The organism is Actinophytocola sp. (genome assembly GCF_036402745.1).
Taxonomy (GTDB): Bacteria; Actinomycetota; Actinomycetes; order Mycobacteriales; family Pseudonocardiaceae; genus Actinophytocola.
Genome location: NZ_DASWSJ010000020.1, coordinates 1 through 21,602, shown reverse-complemented (window position 1 = coordinate 21,602; position 21,602 = coordinate 1). Strand labels below are relative to the sequence as shown.

Here is a 21,602-nt window from a genome sequence, read left to right as displayed (position 1 = left end):
GTCTACTTCCGGGGTTACTGGGTGCGCGGGGGCGCGATCGAGTAAGCATGGGGACGTGTACGACTACGCCACCCAGTTCTCGAGCCTGCGCTTCGCCGACCTCGGCGACGGGATCCTCGAGGTAGCCATGTCCGCGCCCGGCCGGCTCAACGCCGTCGGCCACCAGGGCCACCGCGACCTCGCCAACGTCTGGCAGGCGATCGACAAGGACCCCGACGTGCGGGTCGCGATCATCCGGGGCGAGGACGGCGTCTTCTCCGCCGGCGGCGACCTCGACCTGATCACCGACATGGCCGAGGACTTCGCCGTCCGCATCCGGGTCCTGCGCGAGGCCCGCGACCTCGTCTACAACGTCATCAACTGCGCCAAGCCGATCGTGTCCGCGATGGAGGGCCCGGCCGTCGGCGCCGGCCTCGTCGCGGGCCTGCTCGCCGACGTGTCGATCGCCGCCCGCGACGCGCGGATCATCGACGGGCACACCAAGCTCGGCGTCGCCGCCGGCGACCACGCGGCGATCGTGTGGCCGCTGCTGTGCGGGCTGGCGAAGGCCAAGTACCACCTGCTGACCTGCGAGCCGCTGTCCGGCGAGGAGGCCGAGCGGATCGGGCTCGTGTCGCTGTGCGTCGAGCCGGACGAGCTGCACGAGACCGCCCGGAAGGTCGCCCGCCGGCTGGCCGCCGGCTCGCAGTCGGCGATCCGGTTCACGAAGTACGCGTTGAACAACTGGCTGCGCCAGGCCGGCCCGATCTTCGACGCCTCGCTCGGCCTGGAGTTCCTCGGCTTCGACGGGCCGGACGTCACCGAGGGCGTGGCGGCGATCCGCGGCAGGCGGCGGCCCGAGTTCTCCGGACCGGCCTCCGAGTAGCGCGGTGCCCGCGACGCCGGCCGGCAAGCCGGTCGTGCCGCTGCCCGACGGACCCGGGCTCACCCCGCGCTGGGTGGTCGCGGTGCCGCTGATGGTGCTCGCCGCGTTCGGGCCGTGGGTCGGCGCGCTGGTCCTCGCCACCTGGACCGACCTGGCGACCGGCTGGCAGCAGGCGATCCTCCCGGCTGCGGTCACCGCCGGTTTCCTGCTGTGGCGCAACCGGATGACGTCCTGGCCCACCGCGTGCTTCGTCGTGGCGCTGTTCACCGTCGGGCTGGGCCTGCTCGTCCCGCTCGCGGTCGACGACCTGAGCGGCTCGCTGCCCGACATCGCGTTCGGGGTGGCGATCATCTGGCTGGGCTACGAGGTGGGCCGGCTCGCCGAGTACGTGCTCAGCCGGCCGGTCGCCGCCGACGTGGTCGGGTCCCGGCTGGAGATCAGCTTCCGGCTGCCCGGCCAGCGCCCTCGGCTGCGCGTCCAGGACGCCCGCCTGGTGCTCGACCGGCTCGGCGGGCTGCGGCAGGGCAGCACGTCCCGGGTGGTCATCCCGTGGCGGGCGCTCGTCGACGTCCGGGTGGAGGACCAGCGCGAGGACACGACGTGGACCCCGGTCGGCCGCAGGACGCGGTCGGTCGAGGTGCCGGCGGGGCCCGCCGTGCGGATCGAGGGCCGGGACCAGACGTGGCTGCTCCCGGCGGCCTCCGACCTGGTCGCGCGGAACATCGTCGCGGTCATCACGGCCCGCGCGCACATAAGACCCTTGCGATGAGATGTAGTACACCTGCTATCGTTTGACCGACACATTCGATAGGAGGTGGACCGTGGCCGTGGTAGACGAGGCGGACGCGCCGGTGCGGGAGGAGCGCCAGGTGGAGGGGAACGCTGTCCTCGAGGTCCGTGATCTGCGGATGCGGTACGGGACGACGGACGTCCTGACCGGGGTGAACTTCATCGCGCGTCCCGGCGAGGTGGTCGCGCTGCTGGGGCCCAACGGCGCCGGCAAGACGACCACCATCGAGATCCTCGAGGGGTTCCGGATGCGCTCGGCGGGAGAAGTCTCCGTGCTGGGCGTGGATCCGGCGAAGGGGGACGAGAACTGGCGGGCGCGGCTCGGGGTGGTGCTGCAGTCGTGGCGTGACCACGGGCGGTGGCGGGTGCGCGAGCTGCTCGAGCACCTGGGGCTGTACTACACGCCGTACTCCACGGACCGGATCGCCCGGCCGTGGGACGCGGACGAGCTGGTCGAGGTCGTGGGCCTCACCGAGCACGCGCACAAGAAGATCAACAAGCTGTCCGGTGGCCAGCGCCGCCGGCTCGACGTGGCGATCGGCATCGTGGGGCGGCCGGAGCTGCTGTTCCTGGACGAGCCGACCGCGGGCTTCGACCCGGAGGCGCGGCGGGAGTTCCACGACCTGGTGCACCGGCTGGCCGACGAGAACACGACGATCCTGCTGACCACGCACGACCTGGACGAGGCGGAGAAGCTGGCCGACCGGATCCTGATCCTGGCCGGCGGCACGATCATCGCCGACGGCTCGGCCGACGAGCTGGCCCGGCGGATGTCCACCGAGGCCGAGGTCAAGTGGACCATCGACGGCCAGCGGTTCGTGCACTCGACGCTGGACGCGACCGGGTTCGTGCGGGAGCTGTTCATCAAGCACGACACCGCGGTCGCCGACCTCGAGGTGCGCCGGGCGAGCCTTGAGGACGTCTACATGGCGATGGTCAAGGAGTTCGAGTCGGGCCGCGAGGACGCCGCGGTCCGCGAGTTCGAGGTGGTGACCCGATGAGCCCGACGATGTGGGCCGCGCGGGCCGGCGTGATCCGTGGCCGGCTCGAGATCAAGCAGACCTTCACCAACGCCCAGGACCTGTGGAACTACGCGTTCCCCACGGCGATCTTCCTGGTCGTCATGTTCTTCATGCGGGACGCGGCGGTGCCCGGCACCAGCTTCTCGCTCGGGTCGCGGACGCTGCCCGGCGTGCTGGGCATGAACGTGGCGTTCGGCGGCCTGGTCACGCTCATGATGGGGCTGGCGCTGGAGCGTGAGGACGGCACGCTGCTGCGCGCGAAGGCCGTGCCCAACGGGATGCTCGGCTACCTGATCGGCAAGCTCGTGCTGATCTCCGGGATGACGCTCGCGAGCATGGCGATCATCCTGACGCCCAGCGTGTTCATGCTGGACGGGCTGGCGCTCACCAACGTCACCGCGTGGCTGATGCTGCTCTGGGTGATGGTGCTGGGCCTCGCCGCCACGTTGCCGCTCGGCGCGATCTTCGGGTCGATGTTCAGCAACCCGCGCAACGCCGGCGTGATCATGCTGCCGGTGATGGGGCTGGTCGCGATCTCTGGGATCTTCTACCCGATGGCGAGCTTCCCCGGGTGGCTGCAGGGGGTCGCGCAGGTGTTCCCGATCTACTGGCTCGGCCTGGGCATGCGCGCGGCGATGCTGCCGGGTGACCTGGCCGCGGTGGAGATCGGCGGGTCGTGGCGGCACCTCGAGACACTGGGGGTGCTCGCTGCCTGGGCGGTCGCCGGGCTGATCGTGGCGCCTATCGTGCTGCGGAGGATGGCACGCCGGGAGTCCGGGTCCAGCGTGGCGGAACGCCGCCAGAAGGCGATGCAGCGGGTGACGTGAGTTCGCACATGAGTGAGGTCATCTACAACCGGATCGCGGTCCTGCGGGTCGAGCGAGGGGTCTCGCGCCGGCAGCTCGCGGAGGCGCTCGGGGTCCATTACCAGACCATCGGGTACCTCGAGCGGGGCGAGTACAGCCCGTCGCTGTATCTCGCGCTGCGCATCGCGGAGCACTTCGAGGTGGCGGTCGAGGTGGTCTTTTCCACCTCGCCGTTCCCCCGAATCGGTGACTCCGAACAATCCGCCTGACGTTTGGGGTGGCCTTTTCTGTCGGTGGTGTCCCCATAATGGCTGATATGGCGGACAGCAGCGTGGCGTTCGGCAGTGTGCCCACCGAGCTGGGCGACGTCCTCGCGGCGGTCACCGACGACGGGTTGGTGGCCACCGCGTTCACCGACTCGCCGCACATCCGCGCGGCGATCTCGGCCCGGCTCGGGCTGGCGGAGGCGGACTCACCGTCGGCGGCGGCCGGGATCCTGGGGCAGCTGCGGGAGTACTTCGGCGGCCGGCGGCAGGTCTTCGAGCTCGACGTCGACTGGCGGTTGATGTCGGCCGCGCAGCGGCGGGTGCTCCGCACGCTGTACGAGACGGTGCCGTACGGCAAGGTCGTCACGTACGGGGAGCTGGCCAGCCGCAGCGGGTCGGGGGTTCCGCCGCGGGGCATCGGCTCGATCATGGGCAGCAACCCCATTCCCATCGTCGTGCCGTGTCATCGGGTGGTCGCCGGGGACGGGCTCGGCGGGTTCAGCGGGGGCACCGGGGTCGAGTCCAAGCGGCGGCTGCTCACGCTCGAGGGGTATCTGCCGCCGGGCCTCTGGTAGCGGCGCCTCGATGCGATACTTATTCGTGACGATGCGGCACGAATGTGGGGAGTATCCATGGCGGCGGCAGGGTCGCGACCGGTGGTCAGCCGGCGACGCGAGGTCAGCGGGGGTAGTGCGCGCTCGCTGCTGACCACGGTGCTCGGCGAGTTCGTCCTGCCGTCGGGTACGCCCGTGTGGACCGCGACCCTGGTCGATGTACTGGGATTGTTCGGTGTCGAGGAGAAGGCGGCCCGGCAGGCGCTGGCCCGTACCGCCGCCGAGGGCTGGCTCAGCTCCGATCGTGTTGGCCGCCGGGTGCGCTGGAGCCTCACCCGCCCCGGCCGGCGGCTGCTGGCCGAGGGGGCCGAGCGGATCTACGGCTTCGGCAGCAGCGGGCGTCCCTGGGACGGCCGGTGGCTGGTGCTGCTCGTATCCGTCCCCGAGACGATGCGCGACCTGCGGCACAAGCTGCGCACCCGGCTCAGCTGGGCAGGCTTCGGCTCCCCCACGGCGGGCGTCTGGATCACCCCGCACCTGGGAGCCGAGTCCGACGCGAAGCTGATCCTGGACGAGCTGGACCTGTCCGGGCAGGCGATGTCGTTCCTGGCCAACTATGGTGCGCTGGGCCAGGAACGCGACATGGTGGCGAGCGCGTGGAACCTGACGGAGGTGTCCGAGCGGTACGACACGTTCGTCGCCGAGTTCGCCGCCCTGGCGCCCGACTCGCCGGACGCCGTGCTCCGCGCGCAAACCCTCCTGGTGCACGAATGGCGCCGCTTCCCGTTCCTCGACCCCCAGCTCCCGCCGGACCTGCTCCCCACCCAATGGCCCGGCACCACAGCGGCGACCCTCTTCAACGAGAAACACCACGACTGGCGCACCCGAGCCCAGACCCGCTGGACCGAACTGGCCAGTGCATAGGCGCCAGCCACGTTCTGAATCTGCCGAGCCCTTGCTCAGCCACGAACGACGAGCCCACGACGCACGCGCTTCCCGAAGGTCATGCGGCCCCCACCTCGGACCTACCCGAGGATGTTGGGCTGGTCGATGGCCCATAACCAGGTGCCGTCGGGCTGACGATGGGCGATCTCGACCGTGATGGCGCCGCCGACCAGCCGGGTCGACGTGAGTGCCAGGTCGCCACTGACGATGGCCGGCTCCTGGGCACCCGGCTCGAACACGGGCGCGTGCGCGACCAGGTCCTGGTAGACGGCGCGGATCTCGGCGTGGCCGGTGGCGAAGTGACCACTCGGGAACGCCAGCACGGCCGCCGGCTCGTACAGCGCCACCAGCCCCTCGACATCCCCCGCGTTGGCCCGTTCGACGAAGAGTCTGCCCAGGTCATCAGGGGTGGTGGCGGGCTGGTGACGGGTCAGGTTCGGCATGTCGCGAACTCTGCCACGGGGGTACGACAATTTCGGTGGACGACCGCGCGGCCGCTGTGCTTGAGTTCCGGCACGCCCTCGGAGCGAAGGAGGTGAGAGCGATGTTCGCCTACTCGACCATGCGCTCCCACCCCGCGGCTCGGGCGTTCTCGCGGGCCTGAGGGAGCGCGCGAGCCACAGAGGACTCACATGACCGACCTGGTCGTTCGCCCGCTCGTCGCGGGCGAGGAGGAGCTGTTCCTGTCTCTCATCGAACCCGGGCTCGTCGGCATTCAGTCGACCGGGCGCGACTATCGCGAGCTCATCGCGCTCGGGCAGTACCGTCCCGAGTGGACCTGGCTGGCCCTGCGCGACGGCCGGGTCGTGGCCCGCGCCGCCTGGTGGGCCGGCCCGGACGACGACAAGCCGATCGCGCTGGACTGGCTGGACTTCCTCGACGGGGAGGCCGACGCGGCCGTCGAGCTGCTGCGGACCGCGGGCATCGACGCCGAGTACTGCCTGGTCCTGCCGCCGCACTGGCGGGACGACCCGGCGGCGCGCACGGCCGGCGAGGCCCGCATCGAGGTCGCCGAGCGCGCCGGGATGCACCGGTTCGTCGAGCGGCTGCGCTACACCTGGACACCGGCCGCCGGGCTCCACGACCGCCCTGGCCGGCTGCGGTTCACGCCGGAGCCGGACGACGAGGTGATCCTCGACGTCCTGCGGCGCATCGCGCACGGCTCGCTCGACGCGCACGAGCAGCGCGCGATGGAGCGGGGCGGCGCGGACGCGGCAGCGCGTGACGAGCTGGCGTTCCTCCACTGGATGCCGTCGCCGCGTGAGTGGTGGCGGCTGGCCCACACCGACACCGGTGAGCTGGTGGGCCTGACCGTGCCCGGCCGCAACCACGCCAGCGCCACCATCGCCATCGTCGGCGTGGTGCCGGAGCACCGCGGCCACGGCTACGCCTACGACCTCCTGCTGGAGGCCACCCAGCTGCTCGTCGCGGAGGGCGCCGGGCAGATCACCGCCGAGACCGACACCACCAACACCCCGATGGCGGCGACGTTCGCGCGCGCCGGCTACCCCATCACCCAGGAAAGGGTTTACCTGAAGTGACCGACACGCTCGCCGCCGCGCGGTACGCGCGCATGCGGTGGAACACCCCGCTCGCCGAGGACCACGCCGACCTGCTGCTGGACCGGCTCGGCCTCGACGGGAGCATCGTCGACCTCGGCTGCGGCTGGGGTGAGCTGCTGCTCCGCGCCGTCGCCCGCGGCGGCGGCGCGGGGACCGGGGTCGACACCGACGCCGATGCGCTCGACCGCGGGCGGCGGGCGGCCCGGGACCGCGGCCTGCCGGTCGCGTTCGTCGAGCAGGAGGCGAAGGACTGGCACGGCACCGCCGACCGGGCGCTGTGCGTCGGCGCGTCGCACGCGTTCGGCGGCAGCCGGGCGATGCTCGCGGCACTCGCGGAGGTCGTGCCGCACGGCCGGGTTCTGGTGGGCGACGGCTGCTGGGCGGCCCCACCGACGAAGGCCGCCCACGCCATCTTCGGCGACGACGTCCTACCGCTCGCCGACCTGGTGGCCGCGGCCGGCGAGGCCGGCTGGCAGGTGCTGCACCTGAGCACGGCCGACCAGCGCGAGTGGGACGACTTCGAGTCGCGGCACCGCGCGGGCCAGCGGGAATGGTTGCTGGCCAACGCGGACGACCCGCGCGCGGCGGAGGTGCGGCAGCGCCAGGACGAGCGGGAACGCGAGTACCTGACGGCGTACCGGGGCGTGCTGGGGTTGGCGTACCTGGTGCTGGCCCGCTGAGGGCGGTCCCGGAAGGGCGCTAGATGCCCAGGCCGGGGAAGAGCTTCGCGGCGTTGCCTCCCAGCACGCCGCGAAGCACCTCGCCCGGCAGCCCCAGCTCGGTGAGTGCGCGGGCGTTGCGTGCCACCCCGGGAATCCCGGGCCAGTCCGTGCCGAACACCATCTTCGCGGCGAGCCGTTCCAGGTCGAAGCGGGCGAAGTACGACGGCAGCTTGCGCGGCGGCAGCCCGGCCAGGTCCAGCCACACGTTCGGCTTCGCCAGCGCCAGGAACGCCGCCACGTCGTACCACCAGCCCCGGCCGGCGTGCGCGAAGATCACGTCCAGCGTCGGGAAGTCCTCCACCACGTCCACCATCAGCGCGGGGTCGCCGAACCGCGCCCGCGCGCCCGGGAACGTCGACGATCCCGTGTGGACGATCACCGGCACGCCGCGGTCCGCGCACACCTGGTAGGCCGCGTACAGCTCCTTGTCCGACGGCGAGAAGCCGCCGTGCACCGGATGGATCTTCAGCGCCACCGCGCCCAGCGACAGCTGACGCTCCACTTCGGACGCCAGCGGGTGGTGCAGGTGCGGGTTCACGTTGGCCACCAGGCGAAACCGCACCGGGTTGTGCTCGACCAGCGGCAGGTTGTCCTCGATCGGCTGGATGCCCGTGGCCCGCGGGCTGTACTCGCAGAACAGCAGCGCGCGGTCCACGCCCTCGGACTCCAGCAGCTCGTCCAGGCCGGCGGGCACCGGGTCGCCGGCGGCGTCGTAGGCCGAGCGCCAGTCGTACCCGCCGGCGAACTCCGCGGCCCACTCCCGCCACGCCGGCTTCAGCGTGGCCAGTCGGGGCGCGTGCACGTGCGCGTCGACCAGCGCCATCCCGTCCAGCATCAGGTCAGCACCGTCTCCTCGGCAGGGGGTGGCCCGGCCGGGCGCACCACCAGCTGCTCCGCGACCAGCTGGCGCAGCACGTTGCGGCGGATCTTGCCGGTCGCGGTCTTCGGCAGCTCCGTCATCGGCACCACGCCCCGCGGCCGCTTGTACGCGGCGAGCCCGTCCCGGCACCACTGCACCAGCGCGACCGCGTCGACGGTGCGCCCGGCCACCGGCACCACGCACGCGACGGGCTTCTCCAGCTCGTCGTCGTCCTCGTAGGCCACGACCGCGACCTCCGCGACGTCCGGGTGCTCCAGCAGCCGCTCCTCCACCTCCGCGGGCGACACCCAGATGCCCCCCGCCTTGAGCATGTCGTTGGACCGGCCGAGACACGTGTACGTGCCGTCCTCGTTGCGCACGTACGTGTCACCGGTGCGCAGCCACTGGCCCTGGAACACCTGCCGGGTGGCCGCCGTGTTGCACCAGTACCCCGTGGCCACCGACGGGCCGGACACGTACAGGTCACCGGGCTGGCCGGACGCCTCGACGGGCACGCCGTGCTCGTCGCGGATCTCCACCCGGTAGCCGTCGACCGGCGTGCCGGACGACCCGGGGTGGACCTGGCCCGGCCGGTTGGACAGGACGATGTGCAGTGCCTCGGTGGACCCGAGCCCGTCGAGGATCTCCACGCCGAACCGCTCGCGGAACCGGGAGTACAGCACCGGCGGCAGCGGCTCGCCGGCCGAGATCGCCTGCCGCACCGAGGAGAACGTGTCGTCCGGGACGTCGGAGTGGAGCAGCGCGGAGTAGAACGTCGGCACGCCGAAGAACAGCGTGGGCCTGGCGGACGCGACCAGCGCGGCCATCACCTGCGGCGTCGGCCGGGCCCGTTCGAGGATGGTCGTGGCACCCCAGGCCAGCGGGAAGAACGCGGAGTTGCCCAGCCCGTAGGCGAAGAAGAGCTTGGCCACCGACAGGCACCGGTCCTCCGGCACGAGGTCGAGCACGCCCCGGCCGTACAGCTCGGCGACGTCGGACACGCTGCCGTGCCGGTGCATCGCGCCCTTCGGCATGCCGGTGGTGCCGGAGGTGTAGAGCCACAACGCGGGCGAGTCCGGCCAGGTGGGGTACGGCGGGCCGGCCTCGCCCCCGGCACGCAGCTCGCTCCACTGGATCGCGTCGAGGTCGGCCGGGCCGTCGACGACGACGTGCGTCACCTCGCCGGCCGTGGCGAGCGCGGTCCGCGCGGCGTCGGCGAACTCCACCGACACACAGAGCACCCGCGCCCGCGAGTCCTCGAGCACGGTGGCGAGCTCGCCGCCGGTGACCATGGTGGACACCGGGACCGGCACGGCACCCAGGTACATCGCGCCGAGGATGCCGGTGAGTAGCTCGACGCCGTCGGCCATGCAGAGCATGACCCGCTCCTCCGGGCGCACCCCGATGGCCCGGAACCCGGCGGCGACCCGCCGGGTCTCCGCCGCCAGCTCGGCGTAGGTGAGCGTGACCGGCCCGCACACGACCGCGGGACGGTCCCCGTTGCCGTACCGGAGCTGCCGGTCGAGTAAGTAGTCGGCCGCGTTGAACAGGTTGGTGGGAGTCATCGTCGACCGCCTCGGGCTCAGGGGAGATAGACGTAGGAGTAGTCGAACGGTTTGCCGTTGATGCCGTTGCGCGGCGGGGCGACCCAGCTCGCTATCTTGCCCCGCTCGTAGACCGGGCGCATCATCGAGCGCACGAAGGCCAGGTCCTCGCCCGTCGGCAGCCACTTGTGCTTCGCGGCCTGCCAGGTCGCCTCGTCGACGATGGTGCCGTCCGGGGTCACGTGGAAGTCCGCGGCCACCCCGACCGACCGGTTGAACCCCGGGTGCGGCAGCGCGAACCGGTGGTCCAGCTCGGCGCTGTCCAGGATCCGGTTCCACCGCTTGATCCCGGTCTCGCAGTCGGTGATGTACTCGCGGCGCAGGTCGAGGTTGAGCGCCAGCAGCGCGGAGAGCTCCTCCTGGCCCCAGGTGCCGTCGGCGTTGGGCTTGTCGAGGAACACACCGTCCTCGGTGAGCCGGTGGTCGTCCTTGCGGCGGGTCTCCTGCCAGCGTCCCTTGAGGCCGGCGGTGAAGTAGTTGGCCGCGTTGGTCGACGTCTCGCTGCCGAACAGGTCGAGCGAGACCGTGTAGTGGAAGTTGATGTACTTCTGGATGATGTCGAGCGGGATGCCCCCGCGCGGCCCGATGTCGAGCGTGTCGTGCTCGCGGACCAGCGCGGCGCTGCGCTCCACCACCCGGTCGACCCCGGTGGTGCCGACGAACATGTGGTGCGCCTCTTCCTTGAGCATGAACTCGCAGGTGCGCGACAGCGGGTCGAACGCGGACTCCTTCAGCGTGCCGAGCTGGTACTTGCCGTCCCGGTCGGTGAAGTAGGTGAACATGAAGAACGCGAGCCAGTCGGCGGTCTCCTCGTTGAACGCGCCGAGGATGCGCGGCGAGTCGGGGCTGCCGGAGTTGCGCAGCAGCAGGCCCTCCGCCTCCTCGCGGCCCTCCTTGCCGAAGTACGCGTGCAGCAGGTACACCATCGCCCACAGGTGCCGGCCCTCCTCCACGTTGACCTGGAACAGGTTCCGCAGGTCGTACAGCGAAGGCGCGGTGAGCCCCAGCAGCTTCTGCTGCTCGACCGACGCCGGCTCGGTGTCGCCCTGGATGACGATCAGCCGCTGCAGATCGGCCCGGTACTCGCCGGGCACCTGCTGCCACGCCGGCTCACCCAGGTGCTCGCCGAACGCGACCGTGCGGTTCGGGTCGCGCTCGGCCAGGAAGATCCCCCACCGGTAGTCGGGCACGTTGACGTGGTCGAAGTGCGCCCAGCCCTCCCGGCCCACACTCACCGCGGTGCGCAGGTAGACGCCCTGGGTCTCCAGCGTCGGACCCATCTCGCCCCACCAGTTCATGAACTTGGGCTGCCAGCCCTCCAGCGCGCGCTGGAGCCGCCGGTCCGAGGACAGGTCGACGTTGTTGGGGATCTTGTCCTCGTAGTTGATCGAGGTCGTCATGAGCTCACACCCGTTTCCGGTCGAAGACGGCCTTCTGCCCCGTGCCGTAGCGCCGCAGCGCGCCCTCCTCGCCGGACGCGTTGGGGCGGTTGAAGATCCAGTTCTGCCAGGCGGAGAGCCGGCCGAAGATCTTGGTCTCGACGGTCTCCGGGCCGACGAACCGGTGGTTGGCCTCCATCCCGGTGCACGCGTCGGGCGAGAGCGCGGCGCGCCCCTCGACGACGATGCGGATCTCGTCCGCCCAGTCGATGTCGTCGAGCGCGTCGGTGACGAGGCCCAGCTCCTTCGCCTCGGCGGGCGCCAGCACGGTGCCCAGCTCCTTGCCCAGTGTGTCCACATGCGACGGATCGCCCCAGAACCGCGACTCGAGCCGGGAGATGCCGTTGCCCATCGGGTAGGTGCCGAAGTTCGACTCGGTGAGGAGGATGGTCCCCGCCTCGCCTGCGTCCTGGTCGTCGAGCACGTACTGCCGGTCGCAGGCGAACGCCAGCTCGGCCAGCAGGCCGGCGAAGCAGGAGCCAGGCTCGATCAGCGCGATGAGGCTGCGGCTGGTGACGTCGAGGCGTTTCACCGTGCGCTTGTAGTAGTGGACGATCTCGTTGGCGAACCAGTCGTCCGCCTCCCGCAGCAGGCGGTCGTACTCCGCCACCACCGCCGGGTCGCCCTCGGTCCGGATCAGCCAGGTGCCCAGCTCGGGCTCGTTGGTCCGCAGCCGGAGGATGAGGTCGTCCAGCTCGCGGGTCATGGCCAGCGGCCAGAACTCGGCGTCCCGGGACTCCGCCACGCGCTCCGGCGCCCGGACGGTGATCGCGACCGTGCCGGCCTCCCGGTCCAGCACGGTGGTGACGTGGTGCTCGTGGCGCAGCGGGGTCAGCTCGATCCCGGTGGCGCCGGTGGGCCGGGTCGAGCGCGCCGCCAGCTCCTCGGCCCGTCTCGTGACGGTTTCGTCGAACTTGCGGGGCGGCGCCAGCTCGTCGACGAGCTTCCAGTCGACCGCGGTGCGGCCCTTGACCCCGTCGGAGCGGGTGGCGAACACGTCGGCGAGGTCCTTGCGCGTGCCGCGCTTGTCGACGACGCGGGTGAGTCCGCCGGTGCCGGGCAGGACGCCGAGCAGCGGGACCTCGGGCAGCGAGACGGTCGAGGAGTTGTCGTCGACGAGCACGATGTGGTCGCAGGCCAGCGCCAGCTCGTACCCGCCGCCGGCGCAGGACCCGTTGACCGCGGCGAGGTAGGTCTGGCCGGAGTTCGCGGTGGCGTCCTCCATGCCGTTGCGGGTCTCGTTGGTGAACTTGCAGAAGTTCACCTTCCACTCGTGCGTGGAGCCGGCGAGCATCCGGATGTTCGCGCCGGCGCAGAAGACCTTGTCCTTGCCGCTGGTGACGACGACCGTGCGGACCTCGGGGTGCTCGAAGCGCAGCCGCTGGGTGGCGTCGTAGAGCTCGATGTCGACGCCGAGGTCGTAGGAGTTGAGCTTGAGCTCGTAGCCGGGGGCGATGCCGCCCTGCTCGTCGACGTCCAGCACCAGCCAGGCGGTGCTGGCCTCGATCCGGAGCCGCCAGTGCCGGTAACCGTCCGGATGCGCGTCGAAAGACACCATCGGACCCTCCTCGTGGTCGGACCTCCCCATCCTCTACACACCGCTGGCGTTCGTCAAGGTTGTGTAGAAGATCGTCGTGGTTGCTGAGTTGTTCTCAGGCTTGGGCCGGCGGGAGCAATCGGGCCGGTTCGTTCGTTGAACCTGTGTCGGGATCAGGTCGGATAGGGAGGCACTGCCGTGCCGGTGTTCGTGCTCGTGCTGGTCATGTTGCTGGCCGAGATCGCGGTGATCGTCGCGGTCGGTCAGGCCATCGGGGCGCTCGTCACGGTGCTGCTGCTGGTCGCGGTGTCCGTGGTGGGCATCGCCATGCTGCGGCGGCAGGGCATGCGCACGCTCACCGCGTTCAGCGACGCGGTGCGCAACCGGCGGGACCCTGGGCCGGAGATGGTCGACGGCATGCTCCTCGGGGTCGCGGCCGCGCTCGTGGTGTTCCCCGGGTTCGTGTCCGACGTGCTCGCGTTGCTGCTGCTGTTCCCGCCCACGCGGGCGGCCGTGCGCCGCCGGGTGCTGCGCCGCGCCGCCGCGCGCCAGGCCGCCTCGCCGCAGATCTTCGTGGTCGACTCCGAGGTGGTCCAGCCGCAGCGGCGGGACCGGCCCGCGCCGATCGTCATCGAGTCCGTGCGCGAGGACCGCGACTAGTCCGCCTCCCCGGGATTTAAAGTGTGCGTTGCGTTCCAGTGAATGGTGCGGGTGTCGAGGTGGATGGTGGTCGGCTGCCGTCACGGTCCCCTGAGGTTCCGGTGGTCGGTGCATGACTTCACTAGTCCGCCTCCCCGGGATCAAAAGTGTGCGTTGCGTCCCGGCGAATGGTGTGGGTGTCGAGGTGGATGGTGGCTGGGTGCCGTCACGGTCCCCTGAGGTTCCGGTGGTCGGTGTCGGCTTGTCCGGTACACCGGCCTCGAGCGCCCGTTGCGCGGGGTGCCGCCGTGTACCGGTGCGGATATTTCTACGCGCTAAGCGCTGAGCGGGGCCGTGTGCGTGCGACATGCCTCGGCGTACGCGACCGGGGTCATGCCGACGGCGCGGGTGAAGTCGCGGATGAAGTGGGACTGGTCGAAGTAGCCCAGGTCGGCGGCGACGTGGGCCCAGCTGGTGTCGGTGCCCTCGGCGAGCCGGGCCGCGGCCTCGTGCAGCCGGTACCGGCGCAGCACCCACTTGGGGCTCACGCCGACATAGCGCTGGAACAGCCGCTGCAGCGTGCGCGGCCGGATGCCGAAGCGCGTGGACACCTCCTCGACCCGGGTGATCGACCGGTCGTGGAGCAGCGCGTGGACGATGGTGCCGATCTCCCGCACCTCCGGGTCCGGCGCCGGCCAGTGCTCGCGGAGGTGCCGCTCGGCCACGGCGACCAGCTCGCCCAGCTCAGGAGCCTCGCCGAGGTCCGTCGCGAAGCGGTCGGCGTCCGCGCCCCACAGGGTGGCCAGCGGGCGGGTCTGGTCGGTGAGCTCGGCCACCGGCCGGCCGAGGAAGGGCCGGAACGCGCCCGGCCGGAACTTGATGCCGAACACCCGCCCGCGCCCGGTGTAGGAGTAGGTGAACCGGTCGCTGCCGACCCCCGCGACGGCCACCATGCCGCGGTCGTGGACGACGTTGACGCACGGGTGCGGCAGCAGCGTGACCGCCGCGTGCCGGCCGGGCGGCAGGTCCCAGCTGACGAGCCAGTGCCGCTCGACCAGGTCGGCGAGGTCCGCGGCGGCGGGCACCCGGTCGAGCCGGAAGTCGACGTCACGCACGCCGAGGACCCCGTACTCGCTGGTGGTGGCCACGGGCTGACGCGTCTGTCCAAGCCGACCGTCGGTCATGGAAACAGGATGCCGCACAGGACCGACATTTCCGCCGGGTTCTCCGGAGACCGGACGGGTGTCCCGCGCTGCCCGTTCGGCGTGCGCCGGCGCATCGCCCGGCACGACCGGGACCTCCCACCCGAGGAGGTCCGGGCCGGGATGGCCGCGGAGGCGTGACATCCGCGCCAGGGCCGGCCGCCCGCGGCCCTGGCGCGATACCGGACGCCTAGGACTGCGGGGTCGGGTACGCGACCGGACCGCGCCGGCCGGCCCCGTCGACCGCCCGCACGCCGAAGAACACGTTGTCCTTCGACATGTCGACGGTGGTCGCGACGACGTCGCCGACCGGGATCACGTGTGTCCACTCCGGATCGGTCGTCTCCCGCCACACCACCTCGTAGCCCGCGAGGTCCGGCTCGGTCCCGCGTGTCCACACGAGATCGGTCTCGTTGGTCAGCCGGTTGGTGCGGACCCGGACGTCCTTGGGCGTGCCCGGCGAGTTGGCGAGCGACCACAGGGTCGCCGCGTTCACCTTGGCCACCCTCGTGATGAACGCGAAGTCGCAGAACTCGACGAGGTCGCCGAACTGCTTGCCGCCCTCCACCCGCACGTCCTGGTGTTGGTGGGCGTAGTCCTCGTTGGGCTCGGTGAACCGCGCCGCGGGGTAGCCCTGCTCCAGGTAGCCGATGTGGTCGCCGCCGCGCAGGTAGCGGTCGCGCCGGTAGATCACCCGGATGTCCATGCCTGTCGAGGGGTTGTCGGCCACCTCGCGCGCGAACCGGGCCAGCTGGCGCGCGGGTGAGTCGTTCTCGCCGCCGACCGAACGGCGGATCGCCGCCTGCGCCGGGGTCTCCGAGGTGGGCACGCCCTCGGCGAACAGCCGGATCGTGTGCGGGTCGCGGGTGCCGTCGTCGGCGGTGCTGCTGCCGATGATGTCGTTGGTGAACATGCCCTGCACGTCGGTCCCGGCCGCCTTGAACTGCTTGGCCATGTACCGCGAGCCGTACAGGTTCTGCTCCTCGCCGGCCACCGCGGCGAACACGATCGTCGCCTCCGGCTTGCGCTTCGAGAACACCCGGGCCAGCTCCATCGCGACGGCCACGCCGGACGCGTCGTCGTTGGCGCCCGGTGCGTCCTTGGTGAAGTCCATGACGTCGGTGACCCGCGAGTCGTAGTGCCCGGACACCACGTACACCCGCTCCGGTGACACCGAGCCACGCAGCGTCGCGACCACGTTGGTGATCGTCGTGGGCACGGGGATGCGGCCGTCCGGACCCTGGACGTAGGACTGCAGCCCGACGGTCAGCCGGCCCCCGGAGTCCGCCGCGTACGTCGACAGCTCGGCGAGGATCCAGTCCCTGGCCGCGCCGATGCCCCGCACCGGGTCGTCCTGCGAGGACAGCGTGTGCCGGGTGCCGAACGACACCAGCTTGCGCACGGTGGCCTCGATCCGCCGCTGGTCCAGCTCGCGCAGGAGGCCCTCGAGCTCCTTGCTCGGCTTCTGGGCCAGCGGCGGCCGGCCGGCGTCCTCGCCGGGTCCGGAGTCGCCGGTGGCGACCCCGGGCACCCCGACGAGAGACACGCCGCCGGCCGCCACCGAGGCCGCGAGGAACGTTCGCCGTGATGCCCTGGACTGATCGGAATTCTGTGTCATTCCCCTTGCCTACACCGGCAAACCCGCGTGGTACAGACCTCCGCGCGAGGTTACGGGGCGTGACTCAGAACCGAACGTCGTCCAGGTACTCGAAGCTGTTACGCGCTGTGTCCAGCGGCGCCGGCTGGTCGTCCCGCTCCACGAGCCAGTACCGGACACCGCCGCGGGCGGCCTTCTCGAAGATGTGCGGGAAGTCGACCACACCGGACCCGACGTCGGCCCAGCTGCCCGCGCCGTCGTGGTCCTTCACGTGCAGCACCGGGAACCTGGTCGGGTTGTCGTCGAAGAGCTTGCGGCTGTCCGCGCCCGCCCGGTGCGCCCAGCCGATGTCCAGCTCGAAGTCGACGTCGCGCGGGTCGGTCTCGTGCAGCAGGATCTCGTAGAGGACCTGACCGTCCACGACGCGGAACTCCATGTCGTGGTTGTGGTGCAGCACGCCCATGCCCAGCTCGCGGGCGGCCGCGCCGGCCTCGGTGAGCTGGCGGGCCCCCAGCTTCATGCCCTCGACCGTGTACATGTCGCCCGGGAAGGACGACAGCACCAGCCACCGCACGCCGATGGTCTTGGCGTCGGCGAGCTTCCTCGCCCAGTTGCCGACGATGTCGCCGTGGCCGACGTGCAGGATCACCGGCTTGAGCCCGGTTTGGTGGCACAGGTCCCGGATCTCGGCCGCGGGCCGCGGGAATGCGCTTACCCCGACGCACTCGTAGCCGATCCCGGCCAGTGCCTCGAGCGTGCCGAGCGGGTCGGCGGCCAGGATGTCGCGGACGGTGTAGAGATGCATGCCGATGCCGCCGGCCGGGATGCCCCGGCATCCTCCGCCGGGGCTCGCGGCCGCCGTGCCGGCCAGACCTGTGCCGGACAGGCCCGCGCCGGCCGTGGTCGCGAGTGCCGTGGCGCCGAGCAGTTGCAGGATTCTTCGCCTCGTCTGGTCCATTCAGGTGCGCTCCATTGATCACGTGCCGGACCTTCTCCTATCGGAAAGTACCGGAGAAAGCGCTTTCCTGCCAGACCCTGCGCCGCGCGACCCCAGGGTTGACGCGGTCCAGGTCCTGTTGTTCATCAACCCGGCGACCGTGGCCAAGGCGTTCCAGCGGCTCGGAAGCGTGCTGCTGCACGCGACCTCGGCGCCGGTGACCCTGGTGCTGGCCGATGGCTGGGCATGCTGGCCAAGGTCGGCACCGTCGGCACCGCGGTCGCGCTCAGGAGGGCGCCGCCGCCAGCAGCTCGCGAGTAGGGGCATGGCGGACCTCGCCGGCGTGCGTGACGCACGCGCCGGCCACGATCTCGTCGTCGAAGTCGGGGGCGAAGCCGTCCTCGGAACGCAGCAGCAGCAACAGGTTCACCACGTTGGTCCCGTACAGCTGGCTCGCCTGCGCGGGCAGCTGACTCGGCACGTTCAGCCCGCCCCACACCGACGCGCCGCCGATCGTGATCTCCTCGCCCGGCCGCGCGCCCTCGACGTTGCCGCCGGACTCGGCCGCCAGGTCGACCACCACCGAGCCGGGGCGCATCGCCGCCACCATCTGCTCGGTGACCAGGATCGGCGCGGTCCGGCCCGGCACCGCCGCGGTCGTGATCAGCACGTCGGCCTCCGCGACGTGCGGGGCGAGCAGCTCGCGCTGGCGCCGCGACCGCTCCTCGGTCATCTCCCGCGCGTACCCGCCGGCACCCTCCAGCGTCGGCAGGTCGAGCTCGACGAACTCGGCGCCGAGGCTGCGCACCTCCTCGGCGGAGGCCGCGCGCACGTCGTAGGCCCGCACCCGCGCGCCCAGCCGGCGCGCGGTCGCGATGGCCTGCAGCCCGGCGACCCCCGCGCCGAGCACGAGCACCTTCGCCGGCGGGATCGTGCCGGACGCGGTCATCGACAGCGGGAAGAACCGCGGCAGCCGCTCGGCGGCCACCAGCGCGGCCCGGTAGCCGGCGACGAACGACTGCGAGGACAAGGCGTCCATCGCCTGCGCCCGCGAGATCCGCGGCACCAGCTCCATGGCGAGCGCGGTGAGCCCGGCGTCGCGCAGCACGCCGACGAGCTCGAGCTCCTGCGCGGTGGGCAGGAACGACACGGTGATCGCGCCCCGGGCGAGCCTGCGGGCCTGCGACGGCGCGAGCGGCTGGACGGCCAGCGCGACCCCGGCGCCGTCGAGCGCGTCGGTGGCGACCGACGCGCCCGCCTCGAGGTAGTCCTCGTCGGTGAAGCCCGCGGCCTTGCCGGCACCCGGCTCGACCACGACTTCCTGGCCCACGTCGGTCAGGCGGGACACCAGCCCGGGCACAAGCGCGACCCGCCGCTCGCCAGGCCTCGTCTCGCCAACGATGGCGATCTTCACAGGCTGCACTCTAACCTTGTCAGCCGGTTGCGGGTTGTGACAGTTTGGGCGCTATGCGAATTCGCCCGCGTCCCCTGCTCGCGCTGGCAACCGCCACGGCGATGGCCCTGACCACGCTCTCCGCTCCCGCGCACGCCGCCCCAGCGCCCGGCTGGCCCAGCGTCGACCCGCGCCCGGCCAACGAGGCGATCGGGCCGATCCTCGCCGACCTGGCCCACCGCAGCCACGGCCGCGTCGACGTCCGCACGATCGGCAAGACCAACGAGGGCCGGCCGGTGTGGGCCGCCCGCGTCGGGCACGGGCCGGTCCGGGTGCAGTACGTCACCCAGCAGCACGGCGACGAGCCGCTCGGCACGCCGGCCGCGATCGAGTTCCTGCGCACGGTCGGCGTCGGGAACACGTTCTGGCACAAGTGGTTGCGCTCGCGGGTGACCGTGGACGTGGTGGTGCGCGCCAACCCCGACGGGCACGCGCACGACTGGCGCTACAACTACGACCCCACCGCGAACCCCGAGTACGGCGAGCGCGGCAAGGGCTACGACATCAACCGGTACCACAACCCGTCGCTGGCGCCGGAGGACAACCCGGCCACCGAGGCGGGCCTCATCCAGCGGGCCTACGCGGAGTTCGCGCCGGACATCACGATCGACTACCACATGCAGGGCCGCTACGTGGACGCCGGCGGCCGGGAGATCACCGCGTCGCTGCTGTGGCCGACCAACGCCGGCGTGTCGCCCGCGCTGGTGGACGCCGCCAAGCAGGTCACCGTGGTCGCCCAGCAGACCATCGACCGCGTGGCCGGCGGCAACGCGAGCCAGTACCCGGGCGGCGACTACGAGGGCATCGCGCGCAACGCCTACGGCCTGCGGGGCAGCGCGAGCGTCCTGTTGGAGCTGTCCGCGATGGGCGCGGCGCACGAGCAGGACCAGATCCGTTCGGCCTACCTCGTGATGCTCGCGATCGCCCAGACGGCGGCCGACGGCTCGCTGCACCGGGTCGACCCGGCGCGCGCGGACGCCATCCCGCCCCGCGGTGAGCCGATCCGCTCGGTGACCGCGGCGGTCCACGTTGCGGACAGCGGGGACTGACGTCCTTATCGATGAGGTCGGGTTGCCTGCCCGATCGGGTAAGGCTCGCTCCTGACCGGTATTTCGCCTGCTCCCCAGTGCTCTACTCCCTGTAGTTGCCTGGGAGAGGGGTGGGTCCGCGTGGCGAGGAGTTCCCGGCACCGGTTGGTCGGCCGGCCGATGCGCGGCATGGCGTGGCTGACCGAGCACGACGGCGAAGCGCCGCGGGGCCGGCACCGGTACGTGCGCCCGTCGAGCGGTCTGCTCGCGGTGAGTGCCGCGCTGCTGGCCGCGTCGGCGGCGGCGTCGACCGTGCCGGCCGACCCGGCTCCCCCACCGGCGCCGCCCACGCCGCCCTCGCCGTCGGTCGCGGCCTCCGTGGGTGCCGGCGGGAGCACGCCGCCGACCGCGTCGTTCCCCGCGACGGGGCTGACGTCGGACCAGATCGTGCACGCGGCGCTGACCGGGTACGGGACCGCCGGGATCCCCGCCACCGTGCTGGAGGCGTACCGGCGGGCGGTCGAGCGGACGAACATGGTCCAGCCGAACTGCCACATCCCGCTGGCGCTCGTGGCGGCGATCGGCAAGGTCGAGACCGGGCACGCCCGCGGCGGCCGGGTGTCCGCCGACGGCACGACGCTGGCGCCGATCCTCGGCCCGGTGCTGTCCGGCGGCCCGTTCGCGGCCATCCCCGACACGGACGGCGGCACCTACGACGGTGACGCGGTGTGGGACCGGGCGGTGGGCCCGATGCAGTTCATCCCGAGCACGTGGGCGCGCTGGCAGGCGGACGGCAACGTCGACGGGCGGACCGACCCGCACAACATCTACGACGCGTCGCTGGCCACGGCCAGGTATCTGTGCGCGGCGAACCGCGACCTGGGCACGCCGGCGGGCCTCGACGCGGCGGTGCTGTCCTACAACCACTCGACGAGCTACCTGTCCCTGGTCCGCTCGTGGATGTCGGTGTACCGCGACGGCACCGTCCCGGTGGCCGGCCTGCTGGACGCGGGCGCCGACCCGGCGACGGTCCAGGCCGCGGCGACCCCGCCGGGCGCTACGGCCCCGCCGGCGCACCCGTCTTCTCCGCCGTCCTCTCCCACCTCGCCGCCGCCCTCGACCCCGCCCTCCCAGCCGCCGTCCTCGGGGCCGCCGCCGGTCCCGCCGGTGACCAGCCCGCCGACGCAACCGCCGGCCGGCCCGCCGCCACCGGCCGAGCCGCCAGTGGCGGAGCCGCCGGTCCCGGCGCCCGCCCCCGGCCTGGTGTGCGGGGTGGGCAACCTGGTCGGCGGCCTGGTGGGTGGCTTGCTCGGCGCGCCGACACCGCCCGGGTCCTGCTAGTCCGCCTCTAGACCGCCTCCCCGGGATTTAAAGTGTGCGTTGCGTCCCGGCGAATGGTGCGGGTGTCGAGGTGGATGGTGGCTGGGTGCCGTCACGGTCCCCTGAGGTTCCGGTGGTCGGCGCAGGACTAGTCCGCCTCCCCGGGATTCAAAGTGTGCGTTGCGTCCCGGCGAATGGTGTGGGTGTCGGGGGTGGGTGGTGGCTGGGTGCCGTCACGGTCCCCTGAGGTTCCGGTAGTCGGCGCAGTCGGCGCAGTCGGCGCAGGGCTTCACACGATGATCTACGAGACAGGCATTAGTCCCCGGTCAGCTCTTGTGGGCGCGGGCGGCGGCGAAGCAGTAGACGCCGAACGCCGCGAGGCCGAGGGCGACCACCACCAGCGCGATCGTGCCGAACGGCTGCGCGGCCAGGGTGCGCAGGGCCGCGTCCAGCCCA

At 71.9% G+C, this 21,602-nt stretch carries 23 protein-coding genes; 13 read left to right on the top strand and 10 right to left on the bottom strand.

Features of this window, described 5'->3' with window-relative positions:
* Positions 1–55: 55 nt before the first annotated feature.
* The 7 genes from VGD70_RS01540 to VGD70_RS01510 all read left to right on the top strand — a co-directional run bounded on the left by VGD70_RS01540 (position 56) and on the right by VGD70_RS01510 (position 5,226).
* Positions 56–865 carry an enoyl-CoA hydratase/isomerase family protein gene (locus VGD70_RS01540; protein WP_331077294.1) on the top strand — a complete coding sequence of 270 codons (810 nt, stop codon included), beginning with the start codon at positions 56–58 and terminating at the stop codon, positions 863–865.
* Positions 866–869: 4 nt separating this feature from the next.
* Positions 870–1,634 (top strand): hypothetical protein, encoded by a 765-nt coding sequence (locus VGD70_RS01535; protein ID WP_331077292.1) that lies wholly within the window; start codon positions 870–872, stop codon positions 1,632–1,634.
* 139 nt (positions 1,635–1,773) lie between these two features.
* Entirely contained in the window at positions 1,774–2,655 is an 882-nt protein-coding gene (locus VGD70_RS01530; RefSeq protein ID WP_331077297.1) for an ABC transporter ATP-binding protein, read from the top strand.
* A complete protein-coding gene (locus VGD70_RS01525; RefSeq protein ID WP_331077290.1) occupies positions 2,652–3,503 on the top strand; it encodes an ABC transporter permease in 852 nt (283 codons plus the stop codon). Before VGD70_RS01530 ends, VGD70_RS01525 begins: the two co-directional genes overlap by 4 nt.
* A gap of 8 nt (positions 3,504–3,511) precedes the next feature.
* Positions 3,512–3,751, top strand: coding sequence for a helix-turn-helix transcriptional regulator (locus VGD70_RS01520; RefSeq protein WP_331077288.1), 240 nt, complete (start codon positions 3,512–3,514; stop codon positions 3,749–3,751).
* Positions 3,752–3,798: 47 nt separating this feature from the next.
* Positions 3,799–4,323 (top strand): methylated-DNA--[protein]-cysteine S-methyltransferase, encoded by a 525-nt coding sequence (locus VGD70_RS01515; RefSeq protein ID WP_331077286.1) that lies wholly within the window; start codon positions 3,799–3,801, stop codon positions 4,321–4,323.
* A 57-nt stretch (positions 4,324–4,380) separates the two neighbouring features.
* Entirely contained in the window at positions 4,381–5,226 is an 846-nt protein-coding gene (locus VGD70_RS01510) for a PaaX family transcriptional regulator C-terminal domain-containing protein (protein ID WP_331077284.1), read from the top strand.
* A 101-nt stretch (positions 5,227–5,327) separates the two neighbouring features.
* On the opposite strand, the gene VGD70_RS01505 is transcribed toward VGD70_RS01510, so the two are convergent.
* Positions 5,328–5,690, bottom strand: coding sequence for a nuclear transport factor 2 family protein (locus tag VGD70_RS01505; protein ID WP_331077282.1), 363 nt, complete (start codon positions 5,688–5,690; stop codon positions 5,328–5,330).
* Positions 5,691–5,879: 189 nt separating this feature from the next.
* Here VGD70_RS01505 and VGD70_RS01500 point away from each other — a divergent pair, with 189 nt between their 5' ends.
* A complete protein-coding gene (locus VGD70_RS01500) occupies positions 5,880–6,788 on the top strand; it encodes a GNAT family N-acetyltransferase (protein WP_331077280.1) in 909 nt (302 codons plus the stop codon).
* On the top strand, positions 6,785–7,489 hold the full coding sequence (locus tag VGD70_RS01495) for a class I SAM-dependent methyltransferase (protein WP_331077278.1): 705 nt from the start codon (positions 6,785–6,787) through the stop codon (positions 7,487–7,489). The genes VGD70_RS01500 and VGD70_RS01495 overlap by 4 nt, the downstream gene beginning before the upstream one ends.
* 19 nt (positions 7,490–7,508) lie before the next feature.
* Here the strand turns inward: VGD70_RS01495 and VGD70_RS01490 are convergent, their stop codons facing one another.
* From VGD70_RS01490 to boxC, 4 genes are read right to left on the bottom strand one after another with little or no spacing between them, the layout of a single operon-like run.
* The gene (locus tag VGD70_RS01490; RefSeq protein ID WP_331077276.1) at positions 7,509–8,366 is read right to left on the bottom strand and encodes an amidohydrolase family protein; all 858 of its coding nucleotides are present in this window, start codon (positions 8,364–8,366) and stop codon (positions 7,509–7,511) included.
* On the bottom strand, positions 8,366–9,955 hold the full coding sequence (locus tag VGD70_RS01485) for a benzoate-CoA ligase family protein (RefSeq protein WP_331077274.1): 1,590 nt from the start codon (positions 9,953–9,955) through the stop codon (positions 8,366–8,368). The genes VGD70_RS01490 and VGD70_RS01485 overlap by 1 nt, the downstream gene beginning before the upstream one ends.
* Before the next feature lie 17 nt (positions 9,956–9,972).
* Positions 9,973–11,394 (bottom strand): benzoyl-CoA 2,3-epoxidase subunit BoxB, encoded by a 1,422-nt coding sequence (gene boxB, locus VGD70_RS01480; RefSeq protein WP_331077272.1) that lies wholly within the window; start codon positions 11,392–11,394, stop codon positions 9,973–9,975.
* A gap of 4 nt (positions 11,395–11,398) precedes the next feature.
* Entirely contained in the window at positions 11,399–12,991 is a 1,593-nt protein-coding gene (boxC, locus tag VGD70_RS01475; protein WP_331077270.1) for a 2,3-epoxybenzoyl-CoA dihydrolase, read from the bottom strand.
* A gap of 177 nt (positions 12,992–13,168) precedes the next feature.
* On the opposite strand from boxC, the gene VGD70_RS01470 reads away from it, so the two are divergent.
* Positions 13,169–13,630 (top strand): FxsA family protein, encoded by a 462-nt coding sequence (locus tag VGD70_RS01470; protein ID WP_331077269.1) that lies wholly within the window; start codon positions 13,169–13,171, stop codon positions 13,628–13,630.
* A 314-nt stretch (positions 13,631–13,944) separates the two neighbouring features.
* Here the strand turns inward: VGD70_RS01470 and VGD70_RS01465 are convergent, their stop codons facing one another.
* Positions 13,945–14,793, bottom strand: a complete 849-nt coding sequence (locus tag VGD70_RS01465) for a helix-turn-helix domain-containing protein (RefSeq protein WP_331077268.1) — start codon at positions 14,791–14,793, stop codon at positions 13,945–13,947.
* Between the two features lie 9 nt (positions 14,794–14,802).
* Between VGD70_RS01465 and VGD70_RS01460 the strand changes: the two genes are divergently transcribed.
* Positions 14,803–14,952, top strand: coding sequence for a hypothetical protein (locus VGD70_RS01460; protein ID WP_331077266.1), 150 nt, complete (start codon positions 14,803–14,805; stop codon positions 14,950–14,952).
* Between the two features lie 49 nt (positions 14,953–15,001).
* Here VGD70_RS01460 and VGD70_RS01455 read toward each other — a convergent pair whose 3' ends face one another.
* The 3 genes from VGD70_RS01455 to VGD70_RS01445 form a co-directional block, all read right to left on the bottom strand.
* Complete coding sequence (locus VGD70_RS01455) at positions 15,002–16,429, bottom strand: M20/M25/M40 family metallo-hydrolase (protein WP_331077264.1); 1,428 nt, start codon at positions 16,427–16,429, stop codon at positions 15,002–15,004.
* Positions 16,430–16,493: 64 nt separating this feature from the next.
* Positions 16,494–17,366 carry a sugar phosphate isomerase/epimerase gene (locus VGD70_RS01450; protein WP_331077263.1) on the bottom strand — a complete coding sequence of 291 codons (873 nt, stop codon included), beginning with the start codon at positions 17,364–17,366 and terminating at the stop codon, positions 16,494–16,496.
* A gap of 265 nt (positions 17,367–17,631) precedes the next feature.
* Positions 17,632–18,759 (bottom strand): Re/Si-specific NAD(P)(+) transhydrogenase subunit alpha, encoded by a 1,128-nt coding sequence (locus VGD70_RS01445; protein ID WP_331077261.1) that lies wholly within the window; start codon positions 18,757–18,759, stop codon positions 17,632–17,634.
* Positions 18,760–18,812: 53 nt separating this feature from the next.
* On the opposite strand from VGD70_RS01445, the gene VGD70_RS01440 reads away from it, so the two are divergent.
* Together VGD70_RS01440 and VGD70_RS01435 are read left to right on the top strand one after the other, a co-directional pair.
* A complete protein-coding gene (locus tag VGD70_RS01440) occupies positions 18,813–19,847 on the top strand; it encodes a M14 family zinc carboxypeptidase (RefSeq protein WP_331077259.1) in 1,035 nt (344 codons plus the stop codon).
* Between the two features lie 120 nt (positions 19,848–19,967).
* Entirely contained in the window at positions 19,968–21,167 is a 1,200-nt protein-coding gene (locus tag VGD70_RS01435; protein WP_331077257.1) for a lytic transglycosylase domain-containing protein, read from the top strand.
* Positions 21,168–21,472: 305 nt separating this feature from the next.
* On the opposite strand, the gene VGD70_RS01430 is transcribed toward VGD70_RS01435, so the two are convergent.
* A partial coding sequence (locus VGD70_RS01430) for a DUF1206 domain-containing protein (RefSeq protein WP_331077295.1) occupies positions 21,473–21,602 on the bottom strand: 130 nt, incomplete at its 5' end.

Excerpts from the sequence above, each read along its gene's own strand:
- VGD70_RS01530 (WP_331077297.1), top strand. The coding sequence starts at position 1,774 with ATGCGGTACGGGACGACGGACGTCCTGACCGGGGTGAACTTCATCGCG.
- VGD70_RS01525 (WP_331077290.1), top strand. The coding sequence starts at position 2,652 with ATGAGCCCGACGATGTGGGCCGCGCGGGCCGGCGTGATCCGTGGCCGG.
- VGD70_RS01520 (WP_331077288.1), top strand. The coding sequence starts at position 3,512 with ATGAGTGAGGTCATCTACAACCGGATCGCGGTCCTGCGGGTCGAGCGA.
- VGD70_RS01515 (WP_331077286.1), top strand. The coding sequence starts at position 3,799 with ATGGCGGACAGCAGCGTGGCGTTCGGCAGTGTGCCCACCGAGCTGGGC.
- VGD70_RS01510 (WP_331077284.1), top strand. The coding sequence starts at position 4,381 with ATGGCGGCGGCAGGGTCGCGACCGGTGGTCAGCCGGCGACGCGAGGTC.
- VGD70_RS01505 (WP_331077282.1), bottom strand. The coding sequence starts at position 5,690 with ATGCCGAACCTGACCCGTCACCAGCCCGCCACCACCCCTGATGACCTG.
- VGD70_RS01500 (WP_331077280.1), top strand. The coding sequence starts at position 5,880 with ATGACCGACCTGGTCGTTCGCCCGCTCGTCGCGGGCGAGGAGGAGCTG.
- VGD70_RS01490 (WP_331077276.1), bottom strand. The coding sequence starts at position 8,366 with ATGCTGGACGGGATGGCGCTGGTCGACGCGCACGTGCACGCGCCCCGA.
- VGD70_RS01485 (WP_331077274.1), bottom strand. The coding sequence starts at position 9,955 with ATGACTCCCACCAACCTGTTCAACGCGGCCGACTACTTACTCGACCGG.
- boxB (WP_331077272.1), bottom strand. The coding sequence starts at position 11,394 with ATGACGACCTCGATCAACTACGAGGACAAGATCCCCAACAACGTCGAC.
- boxC (WP_331077270.1), bottom strand. The coding sequence starts at position 12,991 with ATGGTGTCTTTCGACGCGCATCCGGACGGTTACCGGCACTGGCGGCTC.
- VGD70_RS01465 (WP_331077268.1), bottom strand. The coding sequence starts at position 14,793 with ATGACCGACGGTCGGCTTGGACAGACGCGTCAGCCCGTGGCCACCACC.
- VGD70_RS01460 (WP_331077266.1), top strand. The coding sequence starts at position 14,803 with ATGCCGCACAGGACCGACATTTCCGCCGGGTTCTCCGGAGACCGGACG.
- VGD70_RS01455 (WP_331077264.1), bottom strand. The coding sequence starts at position 16,429 with ATGACACAGAATTCCGATCAGTCCAGGGCATCACGGCGAACGTTCCTC.
- VGD70_RS01450 (WP_331077263.1), bottom strand. The coding sequence starts at position 17,366 with ATGGACCAGACGAGGCGAAGAATCCTGCAACTGCTCGGCGCCACGGCA.
- VGD70_RS01440 (WP_331077259.1), top strand. The coding sequence starts at position 18,813 with ATGCGAATTCGCCCGCGTCCCCTGCTCGCGCTGGCAACCGCCACGGCG.